At 45.7% G+C, this 23,328-nt stretch carries 22 protein-coding genes; 8 read left to right on the forward strand and 14 right to left on the reverse strand.

Annotated elements, in window-relative coordinates; genetic code table 11:
* Positions 1 to 24 precede the first annotated feature (24 nt).
* From CS562_RS26560 to CS562_RS26590, 7 genes are all read right to left on the reverse strand, one after another.
* Positions 25 to 792, reverse strand: a complete 768-nt coding sequence (locus tag CS562_RS26560) for a response regulator transcription factor (protein WP_099858669.1) — start codon at positions 790 to 792, stop codon at positions 25 to 27.
* Positions 793 to 797: 5 nt separating this feature from the next.
* Positions 798 to 2,621: a cache domain-containing sensor histidine kinase gene (locus CS562_RS26565; protein ID WP_099858670.1), complete on the reverse strand. Its 1,824-nt coding sequence runs from the start codon at positions 2,619 to 2,621 to the stop codon at positions 798 to 800.
* A gap of 228 nt (positions 2,622 to 2,849) precedes the next feature.
* A complete protein-coding gene (locus CS562_RS26570; protein ID WP_064642743.1) occupies positions 2,850 to 3,038 on the reverse strand; it encodes an aspartyl-phosphate phosphatase Spo0E family protein in 189 nt (62 codons plus the stop codon).
* Between the two features lie 247 nt (positions 3,039 to 3,285).
* The gene (locus tag CS562_RS26575) at positions 3,286 to 3,795 is read right to left on the reverse strand and encodes a DUF1453 family protein (protein ID WP_099858671.1); all 510 of its coding nucleotides are present in this window, start codon (positions 3,793 to 3,795) and stop codon (positions 3,286 to 3,288) included.
* A 135-nt stretch (positions 3,796 to 3,930) separates the two neighbouring features.
* Positions 3,931 to 4,092, reverse strand: coding sequence for an aspartyl-phosphate phosphatase Spo0E family protein (locus CS562_RS26580; protein ID WP_099858672.1), 162 nt, complete (start codon positions 4,090 to 4,092; stop codon positions 3,931 to 3,933).
* Between the two features lie 131 nt (positions 4,093 to 4,223).
* Positions 4,224 to 5,609: a transcriptional regulator gene (locus CS562_RS26585; protein ID WP_099858673.1), complete on the reverse strand. Its 1,386-nt coding sequence runs from the start codon at positions 5,607 to 5,609 to the stop codon at positions 4,224 to 4,226.
* 259 nt (positions 5,610 to 5,868) lie between these two features.
* Complete coding sequence (locus CS562_RS26590; RefSeq protein WP_099858674.1) at positions 5,869 to 7,260, reverse strand: transcriptional regulator; 1,392 nt, start codon at positions 7,258 to 7,260, stop codon at positions 5,869 to 5,871.
* A 269-nt stretch (positions 7,261 to 7,529) separates the two neighbouring features.
* On the opposite strand from CS562_RS26590, the gene CS562_RS26595 reads away from it, so the two are divergent.
* Positions 7,530 to 8,654: an LLM class flavin-dependent oxidoreductase gene (locus CS562_RS26595; RefSeq protein ID WP_099858675.1), complete on the forward strand. Its 1,125-nt coding sequence runs from the start codon at positions 7,530 to 7,532 to the stop codon at positions 8,652 to 8,654.
* Positions 8,655 to 8,750: 96 nt separating this feature from the next.
* Here the strand turns inward: CS562_RS26595 and CS562_RS26600 are convergent, their stop codons facing one another.
* Entirely contained in the window at positions 8,751 to 9,332 is a 582-nt protein-coding gene (locus CS562_RS26600; RefSeq protein WP_090954146.1) for a TetR/AcrR family transcriptional regulator, read from the reverse strand.
* A 261-nt stretch (positions 9,333 to 9,593) separates the two neighbouring features.
* Here CS562_RS26600 and CS562_RS26605 point away from each other — a divergent pair, with 261 nt between their 5' ends.
* Complete coding sequence (locus CS562_RS26605) at positions 9,594 to 10,799, forward strand: MFS transporter (protein WP_076290698.1); 1,206 nt, start codon at positions 9,594 to 9,596, stop codon at positions 10,797 to 10,799.
* Between the two features lie 70 nt (positions 10,800 to 10,869).
* On the opposite strand, the gene CS562_RS26610 is transcribed toward CS562_RS26605, so the two are convergent.
* The gene (locus CS562_RS26610) at positions 10,870 to 11,913 is read right to left on the reverse strand and encodes an oxidoreductase (protein WP_257219613.1); all 1,044 of its coding nucleotides are present in this window, start codon (positions 11,911 to 11,913) and stop codon (positions 10,870 to 10,872) included.
* A gap of 184 nt (positions 11,914 to 12,097) precedes the next feature.
* Here CS562_RS26610 and CS562_RS26615 point away from each other — a divergent pair, with 184 nt between their 5' ends.
* Complete coding sequence (locus CS562_RS26615) at positions 12,098 to 12,961, forward strand: LysR family transcriptional regulator (protein WP_064642768.1); 864 nt, start codon at positions 12,098 to 12,100, stop codon at positions 12,959 to 12,961.
* Between the two features lie 206 nt (positions 12,962 to 13,167).
* On the opposite strand, the gene CS562_RS26620 is transcribed toward CS562_RS26615, so the two are convergent.
* From CS562_RS26620 to CS562_RS26630, 3 genes are all read right to left on the reverse strand, one after another.
* Positions 13,168 to 14,274: a Glu/Leu/Phe/Val family dehydrogenase gene (locus CS562_RS26620; RefSeq protein WP_099858677.1), complete on the reverse strand. Its 1,107-nt coding sequence runs from the start codon at positions 14,272 to 14,274 to the stop codon at positions 13,168 to 13,170.
* A 198-nt stretch (positions 14,275 to 14,472) separates the two neighbouring features.
* Positions 14,473 to 15,102: a sporulation-specific diadenylate cyclase CdaS gene (gene cdaS / locus CS562_RS26625; RefSeq protein ID WP_099858713.1), complete on the reverse strand. Its 630-nt coding sequence runs from the start codon at positions 15,100 to 15,102 to the stop codon at positions 14,473 to 14,475.
* A 149-nt stretch (positions 15,103 to 15,251) separates the two neighbouring features.
* Positions 15,252 to 16,760, reverse strand: a complete 1,509-nt coding sequence (locus tag CS562_RS26630; protein ID WP_373561764.1) for a DUF6359 domain-containing protein — start codon at positions 16,758 to 16,760, stop codon at positions 15,252 to 15,254.
* 223 nt (positions 16,761 to 16,983) lie between these two features.
* On the opposite strand from CS562_RS26630, the gene CS562_RS26635 reads away from it, so the two are divergent.
* From CS562_RS26635 to CS562_RS26640, 3 genes are all read left to right on the forward strand, one after another.
* The gene (locus CS562_RS26635) at positions 16,984 to 17,274 is read left to right on the forward strand and encodes a hypothetical protein (RefSeq protein ID WP_076290702.1); all 291 of its coding nucleotides are present in this window, start codon (positions 16,984 to 16,986) and stop codon (positions 17,272 to 17,274) included.
* A 153-nt stretch (positions 17,275 to 17,427) separates the two neighbouring features.
* Positions 17,428 to 17,583, forward strand: a complete 156-nt coding sequence (locus CS562_RS33120; protein ID WP_175382069.1) for a hypothetical protein — start codon at positions 17,428 to 17,430, stop codon at positions 17,581 to 17,583.
* 277 nt (positions 17,584 to 17,860) lie between these two features.
* Positions 17,861 to 18,391, forward strand: a complete 531-nt coding sequence (locus tag CS562_RS26640; protein WP_099858679.1) for a GNAT family N-acetyltransferase — start codon at positions 17,861 to 17,863, stop codon at positions 18,389 to 18,391.
* Between the two features lie 126 nt (positions 18,392 to 18,517).
* Here CS562_RS26640 and CS562_RS26645 read toward each other — a convergent pair whose 3' ends face one another.
* Positions 18,518 to 19,588, reverse strand: a complete 1,071-nt coding sequence (locus CS562_RS26645; RefSeq protein ID WP_099858680.1) for a serine hydrolase domain-containing protein — start codon at positions 19,586 to 19,588, stop codon at positions 18,518 to 18,520.
* Positions 19,589 to 19,871: 283 nt separating this feature from the next.
* Positions 19,872 to 20,648 carry a Crp/Fnr family transcriptional regulator gene (locus CS562_RS26650; protein WP_246318069.1) on the reverse strand — a complete coding sequence of 259 codons (777 nt, stop codon included), beginning with the start codon at positions 20,646 to 20,648 and terminating at the stop codon, positions 19,872 to 19,874.
* A 383-nt stretch (positions 20,649 to 21,031) separates the two neighbouring features.
* Between CS562_RS26650 and CS562_RS26655 the strand changes: the two genes are divergently transcribed.
* Both CS562_RS26655 and CS562_RS26660 read left to right on the forward strand, forming a co-directional pair.
* Entirely contained in the window at positions 21,032 to 21,463 is a 432-nt protein-coding gene (locus CS562_RS26655; protein WP_099858681.1) for a GAF domain-containing protein, read from the forward strand.
* Between the two features lie 215 nt (positions 21,464 to 21,678).
* Complete coding sequence (locus tag CS562_RS26660) at positions 21,679 to 23,289, forward strand: helix-turn-helix domain-containing protein (RefSeq protein ID WP_099858682.1); 1,611 nt, start codon at positions 21,679 to 21,681, stop codon at positions 23,287 to 23,289.
* Positions 23,290 to 23,328: the final 39 nt, after the last annotated feature.

Consider the following 23,328-nt stretch of genomic DNA (forward strand, 5'->3'; position numbering starts at 1 on the left):
CAGTTACAGAAATGGTATGGTTTTTCAAGAAATACTGAATCGGTCACGATATTCCCCTGCTGTCCATCCCACCTGCTGCTTGAAGACCAGCATGAAGTGCTTGGGACTCTGATGCCCGGATAACCTTGCAACATCATAGATTTTGAGTCCTGTGTTAACCAGCAGCCACTTGGCCCGCTCCATACGAGCCTCAGCGATGTATTCGGAGTAATTGGTTCCTGTTTCGTTCTTGAACAGTTGGCTTAGATAGGTGGGGTTCAGATGAACCAGTGCTGCTATGGTCTGAAGTCGCAGATCCCCATCGGGGTGCTGCTTGATGTGCTCCTTCACATCTCGGATAATCTTCCGCGTATCTCCGCCGGAGTGCTCTGCTTTCCCAGATGGCTCAGTGACTGGAAGGGTTGAAATGCCGTACCTGCGATCCAGCAGCAATTGAATTTTTTGGATGCATAATGCCAGTTCATGACGTTCAATCGGCTTCAGCAGATAGTTCAACACTCCGTATTCCATCGCTCTACGTGCATATTCAAACTCTCCGTACCCGCTAATGATGATCATCAGCAGTTCAGGGTACATATCTCTTGCTTTGGATACGAGTGTCAGCCCGTCCATTTCACGCATGCGAATATCTGTGATTAACACATCCGGCACTTCACACCTCAGAAAATCCAGTGCCTCGGCTCCGCTCGAAGCTTCACCTGTTATCTCGAACTGAGGAGCCGCCTGTACAATCAGCTCTCTCAGTCCCTGACGGATGACCGTCTCATCCTCCACAAGCAATACTTTATACATGCGCTTCATTCTCCTTTCGGTTGAAGTTGAATGGATATCGTGACCGCCAGGCCCTGCCCTGGACTGCCATCGACGCTCAGGCTGCCACCTTCTCCATACATGAGGCGGAGCCTTTGGGCGATATTGTTAAGTCCAAGCCTGTCCCCCGCATGACAGCGCAATGCCTCATTGGAAGGCTGCCGAGCAATGGATTCATTTAATTCATCAATCTCCGCCTGAGCCATACCTTTGCCATTGTCACGCACAATAATCAGCAGCTCATCATCGAATTTCAATGCAGATACCCAGATCACTCCGCCATCGGTCTGCCCTTCAATGCCATGATAGACAGCGTTCTCCACCAGCGGTTGCAATACCAGCTTGGGAATCAGACACTCTGTAATGGCTTCATCGATGTCATAGATTACCTCCAGCTTCCCGTCATAACGTACTTGTTGAATGCGTACATAGGATTGTACAAACGCCAATTCTTCCTGAAGCGGAACCCTCCGGTCCACCTTATCAATCGTATAACGCAGCAGCTTGCCAAGTGCCGTCACCATATCAGACACCTCAGCGTGTTTCTGGCGGACCGCCATCATGTTGATGGACTCCAATGTGTTGTATATAAAATGGGGATTGATCTGGCTCTGCAATGCTGACAACTCCGCCTCTCGCTCTTGAATGCCCAACAGAAATACCTCGTTGAATAATCTATTGATCTCTTCCATCATCCGGTTAAAACCCCGGCTAATCTGTCCGAACTCATCATTGCTGAAGTGCGCTACGCGCTGGCTAAAATCTCCCTGCTCCACCCGAATCATATTGTGCTTCAGTCGAATTAGCGGCCTCGTTATGCGATAGGATAAGAGCACCGCGAGAACTGCTACAGCCGCCATACATAACACAGCGAATCCAAACGTAAACGTGAGCATCTCGCCCGACTCCTTCTGAATAACGGCAATAGGTGTAAGGCTGATCACCGAAAGTCCTGAATAGCTGGAATGGTGCTGTACGTAGAGATAGGGCTTCCCATCAAGGACAACCTTCTGGTTGCCTGCGTAGCCTTGAAGCTGGCCATGTTTTAACAGCTTGTCGTATGCGGATAGGCCTCCAGCAGAGGTCCGTTCGAACAAGAGACGCTGCTTGCTGTCGACAATCATCAGACTCGCATTTTGCTCAAAATTCAGATTGGACAGGAGCTGACCGAAAGCTTCCAGCCGGATGTCGATCAGAATATAGCCCAGTCGCTGGAGTGTACCCGGATCACGTATCTCACGGGCAACCGATATATACGGCTCTTCATGACTGCCCGTGTAATAGCTTGGTTCGTGTGGAGGAAGCAGACGCCATTCCCCTTCCGAGCCGTTAAGCTCTGCAAACCAGTCATCCTGCCTGCTGTCCCATACCGGATTCACTGCCAGTGAATCCAGATTGGAGAACAAAATGCCGCTGTTGCTGATCAGATGGATGCCACGAATTTCAGGTCGGTCATACGCCTGACCGGATGTGTAGAGCTTCATTTTCAGATAATCATCGGATCTCGCCCATGTACCCGATCCCATCGGAGCGTTGTATTTGCCCAGAATGCCAAGCACCATCTGATCGTAGAGCGGCAAGAGCGACAACCGCTCAAAGTCCTTGAGCAGCCTATTCAGATTGGTATTAATCTGGCGAACAATATCAATGGTGAACTGCTCCGTCTTGCGATCAATCGTCTGCGAGAAATGCAGGTAATTCACTACTCCCTGCAAGCTCAGCGGCAGCAAGGTCAACGCCAGGAACAACAGAAGCAGCTTGGTGCGCAGATTCATATTTCTTCCGAAATAACCCTGTACCTTGTCCATCATTTCCGTTCATCCCTCCCCCTCCGATCATTGTATGATCCCCCTTCACAGATCAATCTGGATATAACTGGGGTTCATCATATCCAGTTTTAATGATCATTGACTATCCTGCCAACCATGGGATTGGTACGGAATTTCAAGATTGAAGCGCAGGTCTCGGGGAAACACAAAAAAAGCCGACTGTATCGCTACAGTCGACTACTCTTCTATTGCATCAAAAAACCGACTGCATTATGCAATCGGTTGTCTTTTCATAAAGTGTTTTTTATATTTGAAGCGATTATATTCATTAATTAACTCGTCCAATACCATCGATTGTTGAAGGACTTTGTAGTCTTGCATGCCATGATATTCCGCCAAACGACTTAACTCATGCCTGTTCTGTTCGATTTGGTCTCTAATCTGCTTCGGTTCTCTCACAGCATGCACCCCCTCTTTTTAAAACATTTTAGGATACATTGCCAAAAAATTCATATTTTATTCCTTTGCAAAATAAAATGTTTGTTTACAGAGGAATACTTTCATAACACTACATTTTGCATTAATCCGTGAAAATCGTCACAACTACAATATATAGATGTGTATTCCTCACACCCAGCTACATATCGAACTCTCGAAGAAATAGAGACTCTTAACCCAGAAGCAAAAGACAGAAACACGTTATAAATTATGTTCCAATCGTATGCTGAACTTTACTCACTCTGGAGCGGAATAGAATGCCTGCTACTCGCACCAACACCATAGCAGCAGTCATGAATATAAATGCTGGACCGATATTCTGAAGATCCAATTGATGCTCAATGGCATACTGATATGCTTGCTGCGGATGATGCGTGATCCATTCCACCGGAATGATGCGTAGCAGGAATGCTGCCCCCCAAACGACCACACTGCCTATCCCCACTCGGGTATACCATTTACCTGCCGTTGCATCGAATTCCATACGTGTTATTCCCAGCACAATTATTCCGAACAATGCCCCTACAATCACGGCCACCAACAAAAACAGCACGTTGTTGCCCGTAAAAGTCATGTCTTTAAGGAATTTGGCTGCATAATAACCCATAATAACGAAAGGCAGCAATAAACGATAATAACGTACTGGCTTTCGTCCAATTGAAGTCAATACTAATACCGCAAACATGATGATCATCTGAACCCACATGCTCGTCGTCATACGTTGTTCCCCCTGTATTTGCTTGATTTGATGCTTTAAGCATAGCAGGGAGAACGTCGCTCTAGCGTCCACAACCTGGTGGATAAAGAGGTCCACCTATAGGTGGATTTTAGAAGAGGGTACTAGCTTTTATCATTAGTATTTCTCTATTAGTCGAGTATATTTATTAATCAGTTCATCCAGTAGCATAGACTGCTTGAGGACCTTATCATCATGCATGCCATGTCTCTCTACCAACCGACGCAAATGTTGCCGATTCTGCTCGATTTGATCTTTGATCTGCTTGATTTCTCTCACAGCATGCACCCCTTTTTCAACCTATTTTAGGGTACTTTTATCTAAAAATTCATAATGGAATGCTTTGCAAAATTGTTGTATTAGGTCTTTTAGAAAAGGTGGTAATGTTGAGCCATATTAGCTCCCAGTAGTTATACACTTTTAATTCTAATTCCAAAATTTTGTGAGCTCAGGCCCTCTATTAACCTAGTGTACTGCTCGTCCTGCTGGTTCGTTACATACATTCTGAATTTCCCATATAAATCAATAGATTTAATAGACATTAGGTCATCGTTACTTGAAGATGAGAGCTCCAGGCTCATGAGTAACGTGTCAATCCCCGTTGCGTATCTTTGTTGGTTGAGCCTATACTTCCCTAATTCATAATAAAAACGTATATATCTATGATTCAACATTTGCATATTGTACGTCCCTTTTAAATGCATATCCGTGTTGAATTGTTTAATATAAGGTTCGAATCTATCCAATACAGAATCAATATCCAGTGAGTGCTGGTTAGCTGCTTGCACAATATTCACGAATGCTATTAAAATCTCATGTGGATTAGCATCCAGGTAATTCAGATAAGGTTCAATAACCTCATGGTTCCCATTCATCAAATGGTATAAATACCGATTTCCCTCCGCCCATCCTTTGAAACGTTCTATTAATTCTTGCTCTTCTTCTGTTGGATTAGAGATTTCAATAACAGTCACGTAAACATCTGTATATTCCAGAGCTTTTTCATATTGCTTACACGCTTCACAGACACTTGCCTTCAATAAATTCGCATATGCCTTATACGTAAATATGGGGTAAAAGGCGGTTCTTTTTCTATTTTTACGTCTTCGAGATTGAAGTTCAAGTTGAAAATCAACTTTTCGTTCCAGTTCTTCGGCCAATTCATAAACCTTATCCCAATGATGTATTGTATTATATACATTTGCTAAATCTTTAACAGCATCCAGTTGTATTTCTTCATCCAATTTCTCAATATAGGGTTCCAATTGGACCGCTGCTGCCAGATTATCGAATTTGCTCATTGTTTTATGAAGCAAAAAAATACGGTACTGGCATAACGCCAACCGTTCCGAGTGCTGATATTTCTCACCTGCGGCTACGCATTCATATAAAATAAGCGCCGCTTCATTCATTTCTTTGGAATACCAATTCTCTGCCATTTCAAACAGTTCTGAAATATAGGATCGATCATCTGTTACCTGATAGACTACCTTTTTAATACAGCCTAGCTTGTTAAGTTCAGCGCAGCGATACAGGAACGGTTCCAAACGCCTCCAATGAGGTGCGGATTCCACAAAACATTCCACACTGTACATTTCGTAGAAGTATCCCTTCTCCAACCCCATACCAGATGTAATTTGATCCAACTGATTCATAGCTAGAGGTCTGCTACCCTTGAGGATGGCACTTAAAGTGCCAACGTTGACACCCGTAACATCTGAGAATTGCTGAAGTTTATATCCTCTTTCTCTTATGTGATTCTCTATATATGTGCGTATCGTAGGTGCAAGTTTCAATTCTCCCACCCCCATCAACCAAACTAACTTAAGGATTGTTCAGTTCTTAATAAATGTAATTTTAATCCTGAATTTTACAATGGTCAATGTGCGCAAAATAAAAAGCAGTATAGTCCTTAGATAGGATCAATACCGCTTGCCTAGTTTGGAGATTGGAGTATAGTGCAATTACAATCCTGCACCACCATGAGTGCTTGGACTATACATCATAGTATTACTGGGAATAGGTTGAGGATACAAACTAAATAATAAAACAGCACTAAACAAAACTACGATCAAAACTGCTTTTTTTCTCATAATTACTGTAGACCTCCTCAATTAAAGTTTTATATTTAATTTCTAAATCTATTGAAGCTCTGACTCTATGTCTTTCAAATAGAGCTACACACTGTATAATGATGGATTCACTCTTCATACTTTTGGCTAGAGCCAAACAGTTTAACAAGTACTGAAATCCTATTGTGTATCTTTCTCTCTGAAGTTGATATATCGCTACCTCTTTAAGGAATTGCACGTATCTTCCACTCGTAATCTGTTCCGTATAACTCCCGATATCCCCATAAGTTTTGGCGTACATTGAAATGTATGACTCCAACCGATTGAGAACTGCATCAACATCTATATTATGATGATTTGCTGCTTCCATTATTTTGACTAATGCAGGCAAAATCTCTGCCTCATTCTTTTCAATAAAGGCAATATAAGGCCGTATGACCTCAGAATCACCCATCATAAGTCTGTATAAGTAATGGTTTACCTCAGCCCATCCACTAAACTTATTAATGAATATGAGATCTTCTTCATTTGGTTGTTCAATTCTAATTAATTTAGAGTACGCTTCAGTATATCGGAGGGCTTCAGAGTATTCTTCCCTTCCATCACATGCGGCTGCCCGTAGCAAATTTGAATATGCGGAATATACAAAAATAGGATAAGCTGCGATTCTTAGAGTTTCCGACTTTCTCTTTTTATAAGAGTTCAAGAAACTTGTTTTCTGTTCCAACTCTCCCCCAAGATCGGACACCTTGTCCCAATATCTCAAAGCCAAATATGTATTCGCTAGATCCTTGATCGCATCCAGTTGCCGCTCTTCATCCAGCCGATTAATATATGGCTCGAAGTGCACGGCTGCCCTGAGATTTTCATGCTGATCCTGACCCAGAGATAGTGTGAAAATACGATACTGGCACAACGCGAGACGTTCCGAGTGTTGGTACTTCTCACACTCCGCAACGCATTCATATAACATGCGGGCCGCTTTCTTTTGTCCTCGCTCGAGCATGCCTTCTGCCATCTCGAACAATTCGGAAATATAGGATCGATCATCCGTCACTTGCTGGATCACCCTCTGAATACATTCGAGCTTGTCCAGCTCGGCGCAACGTTGCAGAAAAGGCTCCAGTCTTCTCCAATGTGGTGCAGACTCCACAAAACACTCAGCGCCGTAAATTTCGTAGAAATGACCTTCTTCCAGCTTCATGCCTTTGGTAATCAGATCCAGTTGAGCCATGGCGATTGGCCGCGTCCCTTTGATGATCGCACTTAACGTTCCAGCGTTCACACCCGATATATCGGCAAAGTATTGCAGGGTATAGCCCTGTTTCCTGATGTAGTCCTCAATAAAGGAGCGTATCGTAGTTGTAGGTTCCATGTCTCCCACCTCCACAATGAAAATCCATAAATTTGAATTTATATGATATGTACAATTTTAATCCTAAATTTTACAGCGGTCAATAAAAATCGTGGCAATTTTCTGCCCTTATGCCCAAGGTTGAGCGGCTTTAATCCGCCTTATAGAAAAAATCCATTAGAAGAATGCATGGCAACATGGTAAAGTTAGTTTTAGCTTGAATATCCTACTATTTCCATAGGATTAGACAACCCAGGTGCTTTTCCAATCCAATCCAAGGGGATGGTTAGATGAAATTTGCCCTATTTAGTCTCATGATGAATCTTCCAAATGCCGTAACTGGTGAATCACTAACGACACAACAGAAGTTCCACAATATTTTGGAACAAGCCAAACTGGCCGAACGGCTGGGATTCGATGCATACGGGATCGGCGAGCGGCATGGTGCACCTTTTCTGTCTTCCTCACCTCCCGTCGTGCTGACCGCCGTCGCTACTGCGACTTCACGTATCCGGTTGCTAACAACAGTAACTGTTCTTAGTATACTTGATCCGGTACGGGTTGCCGAGGATTATGCCACGCTGGATCAATTATCGGGTGGGCGGCTGGAGATGATCATCGGGAAAGGCAATGATCCTCGGCACTATCCCCTGTTTGGCATTAGCGAAGAGGAACAATGGGATTCACTCGGTGAACGCTACGAACTGCTTAAACGGCTGTGGACTGAAGAGAATGTAACCTGGCAGGGAACGTATCGCCCTCCCCTTCAAGAGGTTACCACTCAGCCGAGACCACTCCAGCAATCCATTCCGATCTGGCATGGCAGCGCATCGAGCACTCGCTCTACCGAGCTTGCAGCTAAGTATGGCGAACCGATATTTAGCTCGAATTCCTTCCACCCGCAGGCAAAATACAAAGCGTTAATTGACCATTACCGGGAGCGTCTCGATTATTATGGTCATGATGCGAACCGAGCGGTGATTGGCTCCGGGGCAGGTAGCCTATACCTCGCGAATACACGCGAAGAAGCGATCCGGCGTTATACCCCTTATTATGAGGCCTTTCATGCTACGGCCGCTGCGCAGCACAACCAGTCGCCTTTTAAGGACCTGGAGGATAACATTGCGCATGGCCCTGTACTGATTGGTAGTCCAGAGCAGGTCATTGAGAAAATCCTCAATTACCATGCCGCCTATGGACATCAGGTACTGAGTATCAGCGTGGATGGACTCAGCCATGCGGAGCAGCTGGAGCAGGTAGAACGCTTCGCCCAGGATGTAGCGCCAGTGTTACGACGCGAAATCCCCAGTTTCATATGGAACGATCCCCCGCTCTTGAACGAATCTCTTCCTTCTTCCACTTCGCCTTCTCCTGATTCATGGCCCCCTGCCATCTCACCGATCTTCCAGGTATAGTTCTCAGTTCTCCACACATTCCCCATTCATCCACAAGCCTTTTGCATCCAGGGTGATTCTTGCGAATCGCCCTATCCCTCCCCCAGATGTCTTTCTCTATGATCGAGATTTAATACCTTCAAACAAGGAAATCAACGAACGTTGCACGAATTCAGTATCTATCGATTGGCCAGTCACTAACATGCGATAGAACATCGCTCCATAGACGAGGTCTATGCACAGTCCGATGTCACAATCCTTTTTCAACTGTCCCCGTTCTATACCTTTTTCAAAAATCCCCCACGCTTCGCGCCGACGAGGCTGAATGTATCTAGTTCGGTATTCTTCTGCAAGCCCTGGATCAGACTGTCCCTCTCCGACAATCTGTGTGATCACTTTTCCTTCCCGGCTGCTCAAAAAATCAACCAGATTGCTCGCATGAATACGCACATCCTCAAATACCGATCCTGTATCCGGTACAGGCAATCTTGCCGTTGCCGCAGACATGTACCCATCCATAATGACAGCACCTTTATTAGGCCACCATTTATATATCGTTGCTTTGCTCACCTTAGCACGTTCAGCAATTTTTTCGATCGTAACCGCTCCGAAGCCATGTTCCAGTAATAATTCATAGGAAGCTGCAAGAATCGCATTCTGGGTTTCCACATTGCGGGGACGCCCTCTTTTGGCTGTCATCATAAACCCTCCTTGATGTAACAAAACCATCTGTAATTCATAAAAACTGTACGTTCATTATACTAAAACACCGATACATTAAACAATTTCGTTCTTACCTTAATTCCGACATGCAAAAAAATCCCCACACCTATTTACAATACTAAACGTTTAGTTTATTATATGTTTGTGATTAGTAAACGCACCGTTTAGTAATTAACAAGTTCAATACAAGTGTACTTTAATAAAATATAATTTGAGATCAAGTGGAGGGTGAAACTTATGGATATGCAACCTGATGTGAAGGCAAATTCAGTTCCAAGCTGGTTGATTTTACTTTTGGCTGCGGCGTGCGGGCTGATTGCGGCAAACCTGTATTATGCTCAGACGGTTATAGGACCCATCGGCGTTACAACAGGGCTTTCCTCTGCTGCTGCGGGACTGATTGTGACGTTAACACAGATCGGTTATGTTATTGGCCTGCTGTTTATCGTTCCGCTCAGTGACATTCTGGAGAATAAGCGACTGGTCACTTTTTTCCTCATCATTCTAGTCGTTGCATTGATTGCCGCTGCCTTCTCTTCCCATGCCGTATTATTTCTAACTGCTTCCCTCGTCATCGGGATCAGCTCAGTCGTTGCGCAAATTCTGGTTCCTTATGCCACCTACCTCACTTCTGAGGAGCAACGCGGACGGGTTGTCGGCAACGTGATGAGTGGTCTGCTGCTGGGCATCATGTTGGCTCGGCCTGTCGCAAGTTTTATTACAAGCCTGCTCGGCTGGCAAGCGGTCTTTGTCTTCTCGGCAATCGTTATCGGATTGCTTACACTGCTCCTGTCACGCGCACTTCCTGCACGTCAGCCACAACCTGCGATGAAGTACGGACAATTAATTCTGTCATTGGGCTCCCTGCTCAAAACATTTCCCATGCTTCGCCGCCGAGCCCTCTATCAGGCCAGTCTGTTTGGCGCCTTCAGCTTGTTCTGGACTACAGTTCCCTTGCAGCTCGCCAATGAGTACGGCATGTCCCAACAGGGAATTGCCTGGTTTGCACTGGCTGGTGTTGGGGGTGCCATCGCAGCACCTATTGCCGGAAGATGGGCGGATAAAGGTTTAACCCGCATATTAACCGGACTCGCCATGGTCATCGCAGTTGCATCTTTTGGGCTTGCCTATCTGTTCCAGGGTCACTCTACCGCTACCCTTATTTTGCTTGTGGTCGTTGCCATCACGCTGGATATGGCGGTTTCGGGTAATTTGGTGCTGGGACAGCGCATTATCTATTCGTTGAGCGAAGCAAGAGGACGCGTAAACGGAATATTTATGTCGATCTTTTTTGTAGGGGGCGCAATTGGATCATCTCTTGGCAGTTGGTCCTACGCGCATGGAGGTTGGAGTCTCACGACATTGATTGGTCTGTTAATGCCTCTGCTTGCACTCGTATACTACTTAACGGAAAAGAAAGTCACCGTCGTCAGTAACCCATAACCATCCTTCCATACGTAAACAAAGGGCAGAGTGATCTTTAGGATCAGCTTCTGCCCTTTTCTTGCTACATTCATACCAACACAGTCAGATGTGCATTGGCATCATACTTGATCAATTGCTGCCCCGTACGCAATTTTTGCACCAGATCAGGATTGGCGATAAACGGTCTGCCGAACGCTGCCAAATCAATGCTCCGATTTTGTACAGCCTGTTCTGCTGTGTTTGCCTCAAGATCCCCTACGCCAATGATGATACCTTCCCACTGCTGGCGAAACGCCTCATGGAAATTCTGTTCCCCATCCCAGACTCTGGTGTATCGATCTGTTGAAGGATGTAGGATTGTAATGCCTGTCTCGCGGAAAAGACTCAGATAGGCATTCAGCACTCCAGCCTTGTCTGACCAGACATAGGAAGGGTCATCATCTTTTTTCTCGGAAAATCGTACCGAAATGCGATCCACGCTAATTTCTTTTTGAACTGCAATAATGATCTCCTTCAGAAAACACAATCGTCCCTGGATATCGCCTCCGTATTCGTCTGTTCTGTGGTTCGTCTTCTCATTGATAAACTGGTCGATGAGATAACCATGTGCTGCATGCAGCTCAATTCCGTCAAATCCAGCCAGTACCGCATTGCGGGCAGCCGTTTGAAATTGTTGAATGCTATCCTTGATATCCTGCGCACTCATGGCTTGAGGTATCTGATATGGCTTATGCAATTTATGAACTCTTCCTTGAGCCGGGATGCTTGAAGGTGCCAGTGGCAGGGTACCGATCAGATCGGAGTGAGACAGCCTGCCCACATGCCACAACTGAGCGATGATGGTCCCTCCATGTTTATGGACGACATTTGTTACCTTTTTCCATGAGTCGGTCTGTTCAGCCGTATATAATCCGGGAATACCATATGTTCCTTTGCCTGCCAGCGACGGATTAATCCCTTCTGTAATGATCAACCCCACCCCATCCTGGGCACGTCGCTCATAATACGCCACCATCTCTTCCGTCGCGGTCCCATCCTGATCATTGGCAAACCCTCGGGTAAGAGGTGCCATCACCAATCTGTTTCTCAAATGCCACTCGTTGATCGTCACCGGGCTCAGTAATGTAGACATATTTCTCATCACAACTCCTTCTCCAATATCAGCGTTTTGCATGATTCCATGCGCTGTAAAAGCTCTTGATAACGATATTGTAAGCTGGCATATATATATATCGTAAAATGATTGAAATATATAGATGTATCTCTGATAGAGATACCTAACACTTCATTTCATTACAACTCAGGAGGCCAGAGCCATGGAACTCTCGGATATCGATATTATTCTTGCGGTGGCACGGTCCGGCAAAATCTCACAGGCCGCCAAAGAATTGAATTACGCACAATCCAACGTCACCACACGCATCAAAAAGCTGGAGCAGGAATATCAGGTGCAGTTGTTCAACCGTTTTCCCAAAGGGGTGGTGCTGACTTCCAAAGGAGAACAGTTTGTCCAGTATGCAACACGCATCCGTGACCTGTTAAACGATCTGGAGCAGGATATGACTGATCCCGGTGAGCCTTCAGGTACGTTAAAAATCGGGATTGTGGAGACGGCAGCATCCAGCCGGTTCATGGAAATTCTCAATGAATACCAGGTGACCTATCCCGAGGTCTCCATCTCACTTGTTAATGCCACTTCACCCAAAGTGCTGCGCAAGAAAATACAGGAGTATGAGATCGACGGTGCCTTTATTAGTGGTGCGTGTGTAAAAGAGGGCCTGAAAGTGGAATATGAAATGCAAGACACGGTGCATATCATCTCCAAACGGATGGACGTACCACCCGAAAGCCTGTGTCAGGTTTCGTGGGTCGTTTTCCCAAAAGGCTGCCCATACCGTGAAATTACGGAGGAATATTTGCAGGAAGAAGGTTTGTCTGCTCGCAATATGATTGAAGTCAGCACGATGGATAACCTGCTTAGCTGTGTGGAGTCGGGGATTGCTTTTACCATTATGCCTTGCAGCGTTATTCACAAGAAACCGGATGAGTTCTCTGTATATGATCTGGCCGAACGATTCACACATACCACAACAACCTTTGTCCGGGGTGAAGATCGATACGTCAGCAGCGCGCTGGATCGATTTGTGAAGCTGCTGAACCAGAAGTGTATTACATTTTGAAATAACATTTCGTTGCTCTCGGGTTATAAGAATTTTTAATGTTAGCCGAGCCATACGATGAACGCCTTACAAGAAAATCATTAAACTCAAAGAGAAGGCAGGCATCCATTGCACTGCACCTCCTCTCTAACAAATGGGGTGCAGTCACCATGGGGATGCCTGCCTTTAGCTGTTTTACATTTTATTGTAATGTGAATCCTTAAAATTTACCCGCGCAGTCTGCGGGAACTCAGCGCGTGATGACCATTTTGCAGGAACGTGCTGCGTGTATTTTTCATCAGTTCAATGCGGCGTTCAGCCAGACGATCCGCAGCAATATACGTTGCGATGCCTTCGGTACGCGATGTGTCGAAGATTTTTTCCAGATTATTGTAGATCTCCCCAACCTTGCTCCACGCACGATCTGCATTATAGCCGTTCAACTCATCCGCAATATTAATTACGCCACCTGCATTGATCACATAGTCTGGTGCGTATACGATTCCCATCTCATGCAGCTTGTCACCATGACGCGGCTCCAGCAGTTGGTTGTTAGCACAGCCTGCCACAACCTTGGCCTTAAGCTGTTTCAACGTATCGTCATTAATTGTACCGCCCAATGCACATGGAGCATAAATATCACAATCCACTCCAGTAATGTCGGCAGGGTCTACCGCTTTTGCACCGAATTGATCCACAGCCTGTTTCACTGAATCCTTATGGATATCGGTAACGATCAGATGCGCACCTTCTTCGTACAAATATTTGCACAGACGCATCGCCACGTTGCCCACGCCCTGTACAGCCACGGTTTTGCCTTCCAGCAGATCCGTGCCGAATGCTTCTTTCGCTGCGGCCTTTATGCCCCGATATACACCCCAGGCTGTTGCCGGGGAAGGATTACCGGAGGAACCGTAGCTTGGCGATATGCCTGTAACATAGTCGGTTTCCTGATAGATCAGATTCATATCTTCTTCTGTCGTTCCCACATCCTCTGCGGTGACATAACGTCCGTTCAGTCCCTGAATGTATCGGCCAAAAGCCCGGAACATCGCTTCATTTTTGTCACGGCGCGGATCCCCGATAATTACGGCTTTGCCTCCGCCCAGATTCAGTCCGGATACCGCATGTTTATATGTCATTCCCCGCGCAAGGCGCAAGGCATCTTCAATGGCCGCTTCCTCAGAAGCATAGGTCCACATCCGTGTGCCTCCCAGCGCAGGACCGAGTGTTGTATCGTGAATAGCAATAATTGCTTTTAAACCAGAGGCTCTATCCTGGCACAGTACCAGTTCCTCATAATCGTGATGTTCCATTGCTTCAAACCAGCTCATGTGTTAACCGTCTCCTCCAACCATTTTTGCGATCAATTCGCCTTCTTCAGTTCGTCTTCCATCCTCTATTGTACCCATGATGATCAAGTTTGTGCAAAATCACATCACGATGTAACAAAAAAGACCTTTCTCTCTTCACAGGGAAAAAGGTTCATTTACTCCAGCATGAAATCGGTAAAAAAATCTAGCAACGGGTGCTCATGGCAAGGTTTCAACCACGTTGATAGGATGCAGATCCCCACCCACGGCGAACGAAGCTTGACCAGTTTCTTCCGAGACAACCAGCACAACCGCATCCGTCAGCTCACTCAATCCAAGAGCAGCCCTATGCCGTGTGCCAATCTTCCGTTCATGTGCAATGGCCTGCGACAAAGGCAATACATTGCCCGCGGATACAATCTGATTGCCCCGAATCAGCACCGCTCCATCATGCAGAGGTGCACCCGGTATAAACAGCGATTCCAGCAACGCATGCGTGACTCTGGCATCCACTGCAACCCCTGAGTGAATAATCGGTTCAAGCGGTACTTCCCGTTCAATTACAATGAGCGCACCATATCTGCGATCCGACAAATGCTGTACACTGGCAGTCAGCTCGGCAAATTTCTCCGTGAAGGGAGACAGATAACAATCCAGATAGAAGGAAGACGCCAGCACCTCGATCTGCTTGATCTCGGCCCGAATTTCCGCAAATTGGCCCAGCAGACACACACTGTCATGATCAAAGGTGGATAACGTCTGGTTCATTCGATCTGCCACACGATGGAGGTCCCCTTTGAGTTTCTGCCTCATGGTCGAGCTGTCGCAATCTGCTTGCCGATTCATCATCATTGTCTTCCTCCTCACCTTGGCATCTCACTCATCATTTCATAATTATCCATACGTTTCCCTCTGCTCCGGGCATTTATGCAAAATAAAGCCTGTCCGCAATCGTGGCGGACAGGCCGATTATCCTTATATTTTCCTTACTACTTATCTTACTGAGCTTTGCCGTACGAACCTGACTTAAACGTTGTAGGATCGTACCATTTATAGCCTGCAGCCGGTACGGCCCATGGCTCGGTTTGCGGCTCGGTAGAAGAAGCCGGAGCTTCAATAGCGAGCAGACTTGTCGGCGTATCCAATGTCAGTCCAGATACCTGAGACAGACTTGTGTAGCTCTCTTTTACTGCAAGCCATTTCACGGTATTCACAAGGAATACACCGTCATTCACTTCTTTGAAGCCATCATACGTTGTTTTGGCAGCGCCTGTTTCTTCACGTAGATATTTTGGCGTAGCATCCTCAACTGGTGAGGAGTCACCGATAAACGCTGCTTTACCTGCCCCGATCTTGGCGATCGCTGCGTAGGCTCCTTCAGCTCGTCCGCCGCCATTGTATACGCCCTGATCTACCGCGTTGCCCCATTTGGATACACCGCTAGGCACATACACCAGACCTTTAGCTTTGTTCGGGTCAATAATGGCGAGTGTGGAACCAGCATGCATGGCCACTGCGCTCACTCCAGTTGTAATGCCGAACGACTGCGAAGGTGCAACGATATCTGTGGCATTAACATCTCCAAGTGCATTGTAGCGGAAACGAATACCGAAATTGGATGCCAACCAGTCGGAACTGGTCACGCCTTGCATGGCTGGAGATTCGGCTTCTGCTGACGACATGCCTTTGGCTGGATTCAAGAATGCACCACGGCGATAGCCGTTGAATACTTCGGAGGAATCCCAGCGGTTTTTGTTCCGGTCTGCGTTATAGTGGTCCGCAATGAAGAAGACACTGCCACCATTCTGTACATATTGCAGCAGCGCAGCCTGCTCTGTCGCTTTGAAAGGCACGTTCGCTTCGCCGATAACGAAGACATCATAATCTTTCAATTTATTAAAGGTGATGGCTTGCTCACCGAAGGTATACGGGATGCTGCGATTCAGCTGATCCACGGTAAAGCCTGCGTTTCGCAAACCATTCGCAAAGTCCGAAAATGCCCCATCAATAACCCAGTCCGCAGCCCCGGCTGTCTGAGCGTGCGTGTTATCAAACAATACTTTCTTCCCTGTACCATCTGGCAGCGTTGTGCCTGGATCAGGATCAGGATTAGTTGTTCCAGAGGAGAGAGCGATTGAGGTAGGATTCTTAACTCCGGCATAACTGTTGTATGCGCCAAGTGTTCCGGTTACGATAACCTTCTGCCCCACAAGATTCGGGTTGGTGGCCAGTCCATATTGCGAACGGTACGACGCTGGAATCTGCACGTCGAGCAGTTTCGCGTTGGTCTTCTCTGTTGCTGAATCTGCAATCAGGAAGTTAAAATCATTGGCGTAAGGAGATGTAAACTTGGCTGTAAGCGAACCGGTGGCATGTCCAACAATATATCCTTCCACCGTTGCCGTTGCTCCGCCACTCTGGGCAGCGATGGCCTGCGATACCGTAATGGGTGCTGCAGCGGCCTGTACCGGACCTTGTGAACCAGGTTGAAGCAATGCCGTCGCCATCATGATGAAGATCAGGAATCCCCCGATCCAATGCTGCCATATCGCTTTCTTCATACTTGCCTTCTCCTCCTCGTAATTACCTGATAATGGATTATCCACCTTTAATTTAATCGTTCATATGATGAATTCCTTCTTCTTTTTGTAAAATGTTTGCAAAAACTTTTGGAAATTATACCAATTGTCCATACTGGTTAACAAAAGTATTCCAAAGGAGACCTGTATGATGAAATTGCTATTTCTTCTGCTCCTGCTGATTATTCCACTGATTATGGTTTTTGTTGCGCTTCGCTCCCGGATGGTAACCCGCATTTTCCATGTACTTGCCCTGCTATGTTTTTATAGTGCGGCGACCGTCATTGCCGGTGATGTGTACGCTACAAATGCCCATATGACGACGTTCACCACAGAAATTCACCATTTCCTGTTGAATGGATGGTTCCTTTATCCCTCTGCATACCTAGGTGTGTACGTTCCCTATCTACTGTGGATGAGCCTTTTTTCAAAAAAAAGTTGAGTACATTCGAGCCTTGGCATTGCATTTTGCCATCGTTCATTGCATAATGATAATATAACTGTGATAATGATTATCATTCTTGAGCCTGTCTCAAGTCTTCTGCCTACTGTACATGACTTAACGATTTTATAGATAAAGGGGAACGAACATCGAATGAATACAACTCTGCAAAAGGCTGATCTGCAGCTTGACGATTATTTGGATCTTCTGAACCTGGCAACCAACCTGGGTGACACCAAATGGCAAAAGGAAATTATTCGCAAGCTGGCTTATACTTATCCCGCAGTTCAATGTAAACAACCACAATAGCATGCTTATACTTACATAGCTCGTAACCCATTCTTTACACGAATCGGTTATTGGGCTATTTTTGTTTTACTATATAATTGAACTAAACATTTACACGAGAAACGGAGAGGACAGAAAAAACCTGAAGAAGCGGAGCGTTCGCCTTTATCCCCGGATTTTCTCCTTTGAAAAAGGGAATCAAAAAAATCTGGGGATAACAGCGATCGGAAGGTTGTTCTGTCATCGAAGTGGCAAGTGTAAATATTCTTTAGTTCACTTTATATAGGAGGGAATAGCTATGCAATTGGAGACCGAACGACTCATCATCCGGGATATTCTGGAGACAGACTGGGAAAGTATACATAGCTACACATCCATGACAGAAGTTACTCAGCATACGGCATGGGGACCGAATACGGAAGAAGATACGCGAGATTATGTGGAATTTGTGCTAAATTCACAGCAAACACAACCACGAGAGGGCTTCGAACTGGCGATATGCTTGAAAAAGGAGGGCACCCTGATCGGTGGTGTTGGCCTTCACATCGAAAAGACGAACGCAGAAATCGGTTATGTGCTCAATCCCGTTTATCAGGGAAAAGGGTATGCTGCCGAAGCAGCCCGAGCCATGCTTAGCTTTGGCTTCAATACACTTGGTGTACACCGCATTTATGCAAAATGCCGCCCGAATAACAAGGCTTCAGAGAACGTTATGCAGAAGATAGGTATGCAGCGTGAAGGTTTGATGCGAGAGCATTGGTTTTACAAAGGGGAATATCATGATTCGTGTCTATATTCGATTCTTGCAAAGGAATATGCAGGTGAGTGAATACCATGGTGCAGGAGGCGTTAACGCCTCCTCCTTTGTATCATATATTAGTTATCTTGGATGAGATTCATTAACCATAAGAAAACCACCTAATGATTAGGTGGCTAATACTGCTATCGTATCCCGTTACTTTAATGACGCTTCTCTCTGCATGATTTCTTCCAATATTTTTATACCTGTAGAGTCTATCATCGTTCCTTGTGAAGGCTCTTTTTTTGTCATCCATTTTATGATTTGAGCAAAATAATGATCCATAAGAGAATTTGAGAAAAAAGAATAATTGGATAGCAATACAACTCCTACACGGAGTTCCTTGTTGAAAGCTAGATAACTATTAAAACCAGCTGAACCCCCGTTATGCCAGAGGATACCTTTATCTAGAAGATTATCCTCACCCCAGCCAAAATAACGGTTTGAATTTCCGATCGATATAGGGAGATGACTTTTTTGTAGTGTAGAGGCTATCGGATTATCATCATTTAGATTAGCTTGGACAAATAAACTCAAATCGCTAACAGAGGACTTAATCCCCCCAGCTCCTACATGTATAGAAAGATCCCAATGAGGGACTCTTTTCCCAGATGAAGCATGTCCATTCAAAAACCTGCTATTCTTTTCTGCATCAAGCATAACGGCTGTCTCATTCATCTTTAATGGACTTGTTATATATTTTTTTAACAGTTCGTCATACGTACTTCCTGACACCTTACATAGTATGTATCCCAGTAAACCCACAGCGATATTGGAATATCCAAACGAACCAATGCTATCCGTGTAATCAGCAGTAGATAAAAAAGCAGTTAAATCTTGCTCAGTATACATTGAATAAGGATTCGATCTTTTTTTAGCCAAATTGTGGTTGGTTGCCAATATAGGTAATCCAGAGGTATGAGTAGCAAGGCTTCTCAAGGTAATCTTATTCAAATATTCGTTTTCAACGTTTTGCACAAACTTACCAACACTGTCATCCGAGGATAGCAGTTTTTCTTTTTCCATTTCTAATAAAAGTATGGATGTAAAAACTTTGGTTATGGAGCCGATCTCAAATAACTTATGCTCAGGAGGAATCATGCTTTTCTTATTATTATTATCAAATGAATAGTATTCAACATCTCCCTCCCTAACAATCCCGATAACAAGCTGTAAATGCTTCTTATCTTTTGTGTAATCTGAAACTAAACTTTGTATATCCTTCATAGTAAAAATTACTCCTTTTTATGATTCATTTATTACTCGAATGTTGAAATTACGTTGATCAACCTATTTTGGGTAAACCAAACTATGTATTCGTTTCCATTTCTTGATTTCCTGCCCCGTTAACTGAACCCTCTAAGCTTTTTATTCAATACCACTTCTTCAAGCCGCTCATATCACGCAAAAAAAAAGCTGATCCCGAGTAAATCGGACATCAGCTTTTTTGAATTCTCCGTAACGACCCCAATCGCCATGGAAGGAAACAACCCTATTCAACTTGATTTCATTACAATCGGCACAACTCTACTGGGCAGCTTGGAAATGTAGGACATCCGCACATACAGCGCAAGGCTGCCAGGTCACGAATCATCAGCTTTCCATCCACGGTGTCCAGCGTCCCCTGTTCTTTCCAGGCTCCCAACATACGCGTTACACTCTCCCGCGTGGCACCAATCATTTCCGACAACTCGGTATGATTCAGCTTCATGTCGAGCACGATGCCATCCGGCGTAATTCTGCCATACGAGTTGCTGGCACGAATGAGCGTCGATGCGAGTGCACCTGCCTTGCCATAGAGCAAGAGGTCACGGAAACGCGACTGGGTGATACGCTGAGCGAGCGCCATCCATTGCAGGAATTTCAAGGCAAGGTCACCGTGTTTGCTGAGCACACTTTCCAAGTCGCTGAGCGAGATGATCCCCAGCTCCCCTTTTTCTGCCATCTCAGCACTGTAGCTATGGGATAATCCGCCGATGCCGCCAAACTCTCCAATTAGATCGCCGGTTTGCTGAATCGATAAAATGATTTCTTTCCCATCCTCAGTCGACTTGGTCAGCTTCACTCTTCCCGAGCGAATGTAGTACAGGTATCCAGCTTCATCGCCTTCCAGAAAGAGACTGTACCCCGACTTTACCCGTTTCGGCTGCATCTTCGCTTCGATCAAGCCCCATTGTTCAGCTGTCACGAACGAAAGGATTCCACCTGTCTCCCGTGTCATCTTGCTCGCCTCCGTCTGTTCTTGTTGTGTCGCCTGGGTTGTTCTTTCTGTAAATACCGTACCCATTACCTTCGTCCCCCTCGGTGTTTCCTTATGTATCCATCATACCGCGAATATAGCGTGGGGGTTATCGGGGGATTACCTGAACCTCACGAAGAAACTCCCTGAATTTGCTGTGAGATAAATCACACTTATGAGGTGCCTCTACGACTCTGCAATCGAAAAAAGCCTTGCTGTTCCTGGCCAGAATACCTGTCCATACACAGGATCAGCAAATTGCAGAACGGAAATAGGGGTTTTCCCTGAATTACAATACGGAAAAAAGGGGCTACAATAGAAGCAGCAGCCAAATACCCTTATTTTAAGATTTCCCTGACCACAGGTTAACGATATTGATATTGATTACACCGTAACGTACGGTATGATTCCAAAAAAGGAAGTGTCCTCTCATGCATGATGAACTGCCATCTGGCATTCAGGAGATGATCGACGGCCTGCGCCTGAGTACCTCCAGCGATTTTTGCGGACTGGCCTGTCTGTCCGGTACGATGCTGCGCTGGAAGTATACATCCGGCACCAGCAACGAACGGGTGAAACGCATGGAGATGCGTCCCGGACAAGATCTGGTTGGCATAGCGCTTCGAACTGGACGCACCGCTCTATCTGATGCACAATCCACCGGGAAGCATACACCCGGCCGTTGCCCGTTAATGCTTGCGGAGCGGTTGGTATGTGCCATAGCAGTGCCTGTGTTCCAGCAAGGAAGTGTTCCTGGCGCAGTGTTGCTCCTTGGCAGCAGATTACCCTGCACGTTCTCACAGGAGATGGTCCGTCAGACCGAACAGGTCGCTATACAGCTGCAGCCAAAAGTGTACGGATAAAGACAGCTGTCTGGAATACGCTAAAAAGTCTTGTTATTTCCTAATGGGAGTAACAAGACTTTTTTGATTATGGTTTATTCTTAGTTGGACAAGCGTTAATTAGTCACCTTGACATCACTACTCTGTGTACGTCGACGTCTCTCTCACAGATTGATATAATCGAGTCCATACATCGATATGTTCAAGATAGAACATACGGCTAGGAGGCTACAGATATGCTTGTACTGACAAATGCCAGTGTGATTCCTTGGGAAGCTGCACAGCAAATCGGATTTATTTCCATAGAATCTCCTTCCCTGGTGACTTGTACAGCCACGGTGAACTTCCAATATGGGCAGGTACATGGCGTTTTACATAAAGGCCAGACCCTTTTCCTCTATCCCCCATGCTCCCTGGAGCTTATACATACTCCGGCTTCTGCCTTCACGGTATATCATATAGGCTTTCTGGAATACGGATTAACGAAAGAGTCCCATGAGAAGCGTGTCTATGAACTTACATCAGAGAACTTGCCTGCACATGGGTCAAAGACTGGAGCCAGTTCACAAGGGTTCCGGATTCTTGCCATTATCCAGGAACTTACCGACAAACGTTCAGGTAGCATCCAGACCGAAGAAGCCCGATCCCATTTTCTACTGTGTGAGCTGCTTGAGTTGTTCAGGCTGGCGGTGAAACCTGCCACAGAAATGGTGGACAGTGTAATTCGGGATGCTCTTTACTATATTAATCATCACTATGGCGATCATCTCACCCGGGAAGACATTGCCCGCATGACCGGATTTAACGCAAGCTATTTCTCTAGATTTTTTCAAAAACAGGTGGGGCGCAGCTTCCAGGCTCATCTGACCCGAGTTCGGATGGATAAGGCAAAGCAATACCTCCTATCCACACAGGCCACATTGAATGAAATTGCCTTGCTGGTAGGCTATGCTGACGGTTTATATTTAAGCCGCAAGTTTAAGCAGTCCACCGGGATCAGCCCAAGTGAGTATCGATTGCAGCCACGTGCGAGACGGATTGCAACGGTTCAGTATACAGGGGATCTGCTTGCCCTCGGCGTTCAACCCGTTGCGGCCTCCTTTCTTCCCTGGGCCCTTTCTTCATTGATCCAGGATGAGCTGCATGACGTAATTGATCTGGATGAACATGGCGTGGAAGAATTACTGCGCGCTGAACCGATTGATTTGATCATCGCACCAGATTATCTGTACTACTTGCCACACAAGCTTGAACAACTTGAACGTATATCCCAGGTTATTGTTCTCCCTTGGAACCAACTGGATCGACTGGAGACAGTCCGTCTGATTGGCCGAATTGTAGGACGAGAACAGGCAGCTGAAGATTGGATCGAACACTACACAACACGGGCCAGAACCGAATCTGATCGACTAAAAGATTTTATAAAACCCGGAGAAACCGTTGGTCTGTATGAGCTGTGGGAAGACGGCACCATTTGTATCTGGAATGCAACCGCCAGAGCAGCCTATAACGTGTATTATGGACTTCATCTTACTCCCCACCCCAACATCCTCCGTGATGTTTTGGAACCTGACAATCATCAATACATTGAAGAAGACCAGTTAACAGAATATGCAGCCGATCATATGTTTCTTGTTCTTCCGGCACATGAAGGTGGCCTGTATCACGATTCAGCAGATAAACTTAGCGAGCGCCCAGGCTGGCACAAGGTTATGAATAACGGAAATCGTCGCATATACCCTCTGCAACTGGAACAATTCTGGTGTAATGATGCCTTGTCTCTGGAGAAGCAACTTGAACTTATGGTAGACATCCTGATTCGGGAGAATAGCGTTAAGGACAGGTAACATTTGTCCATGCTCAATGGGTCACATTTTGAGATAGAC

It is taken from the genome of Paenibacillus sp. LK1, from assembly GCF_002750415.1.
Lineage (GTDB): Bacteria > Bacillota > Bacilli > Paenibacillales > Paenibacillaceae > Paenibacillus > Paenibacillus taichungensis.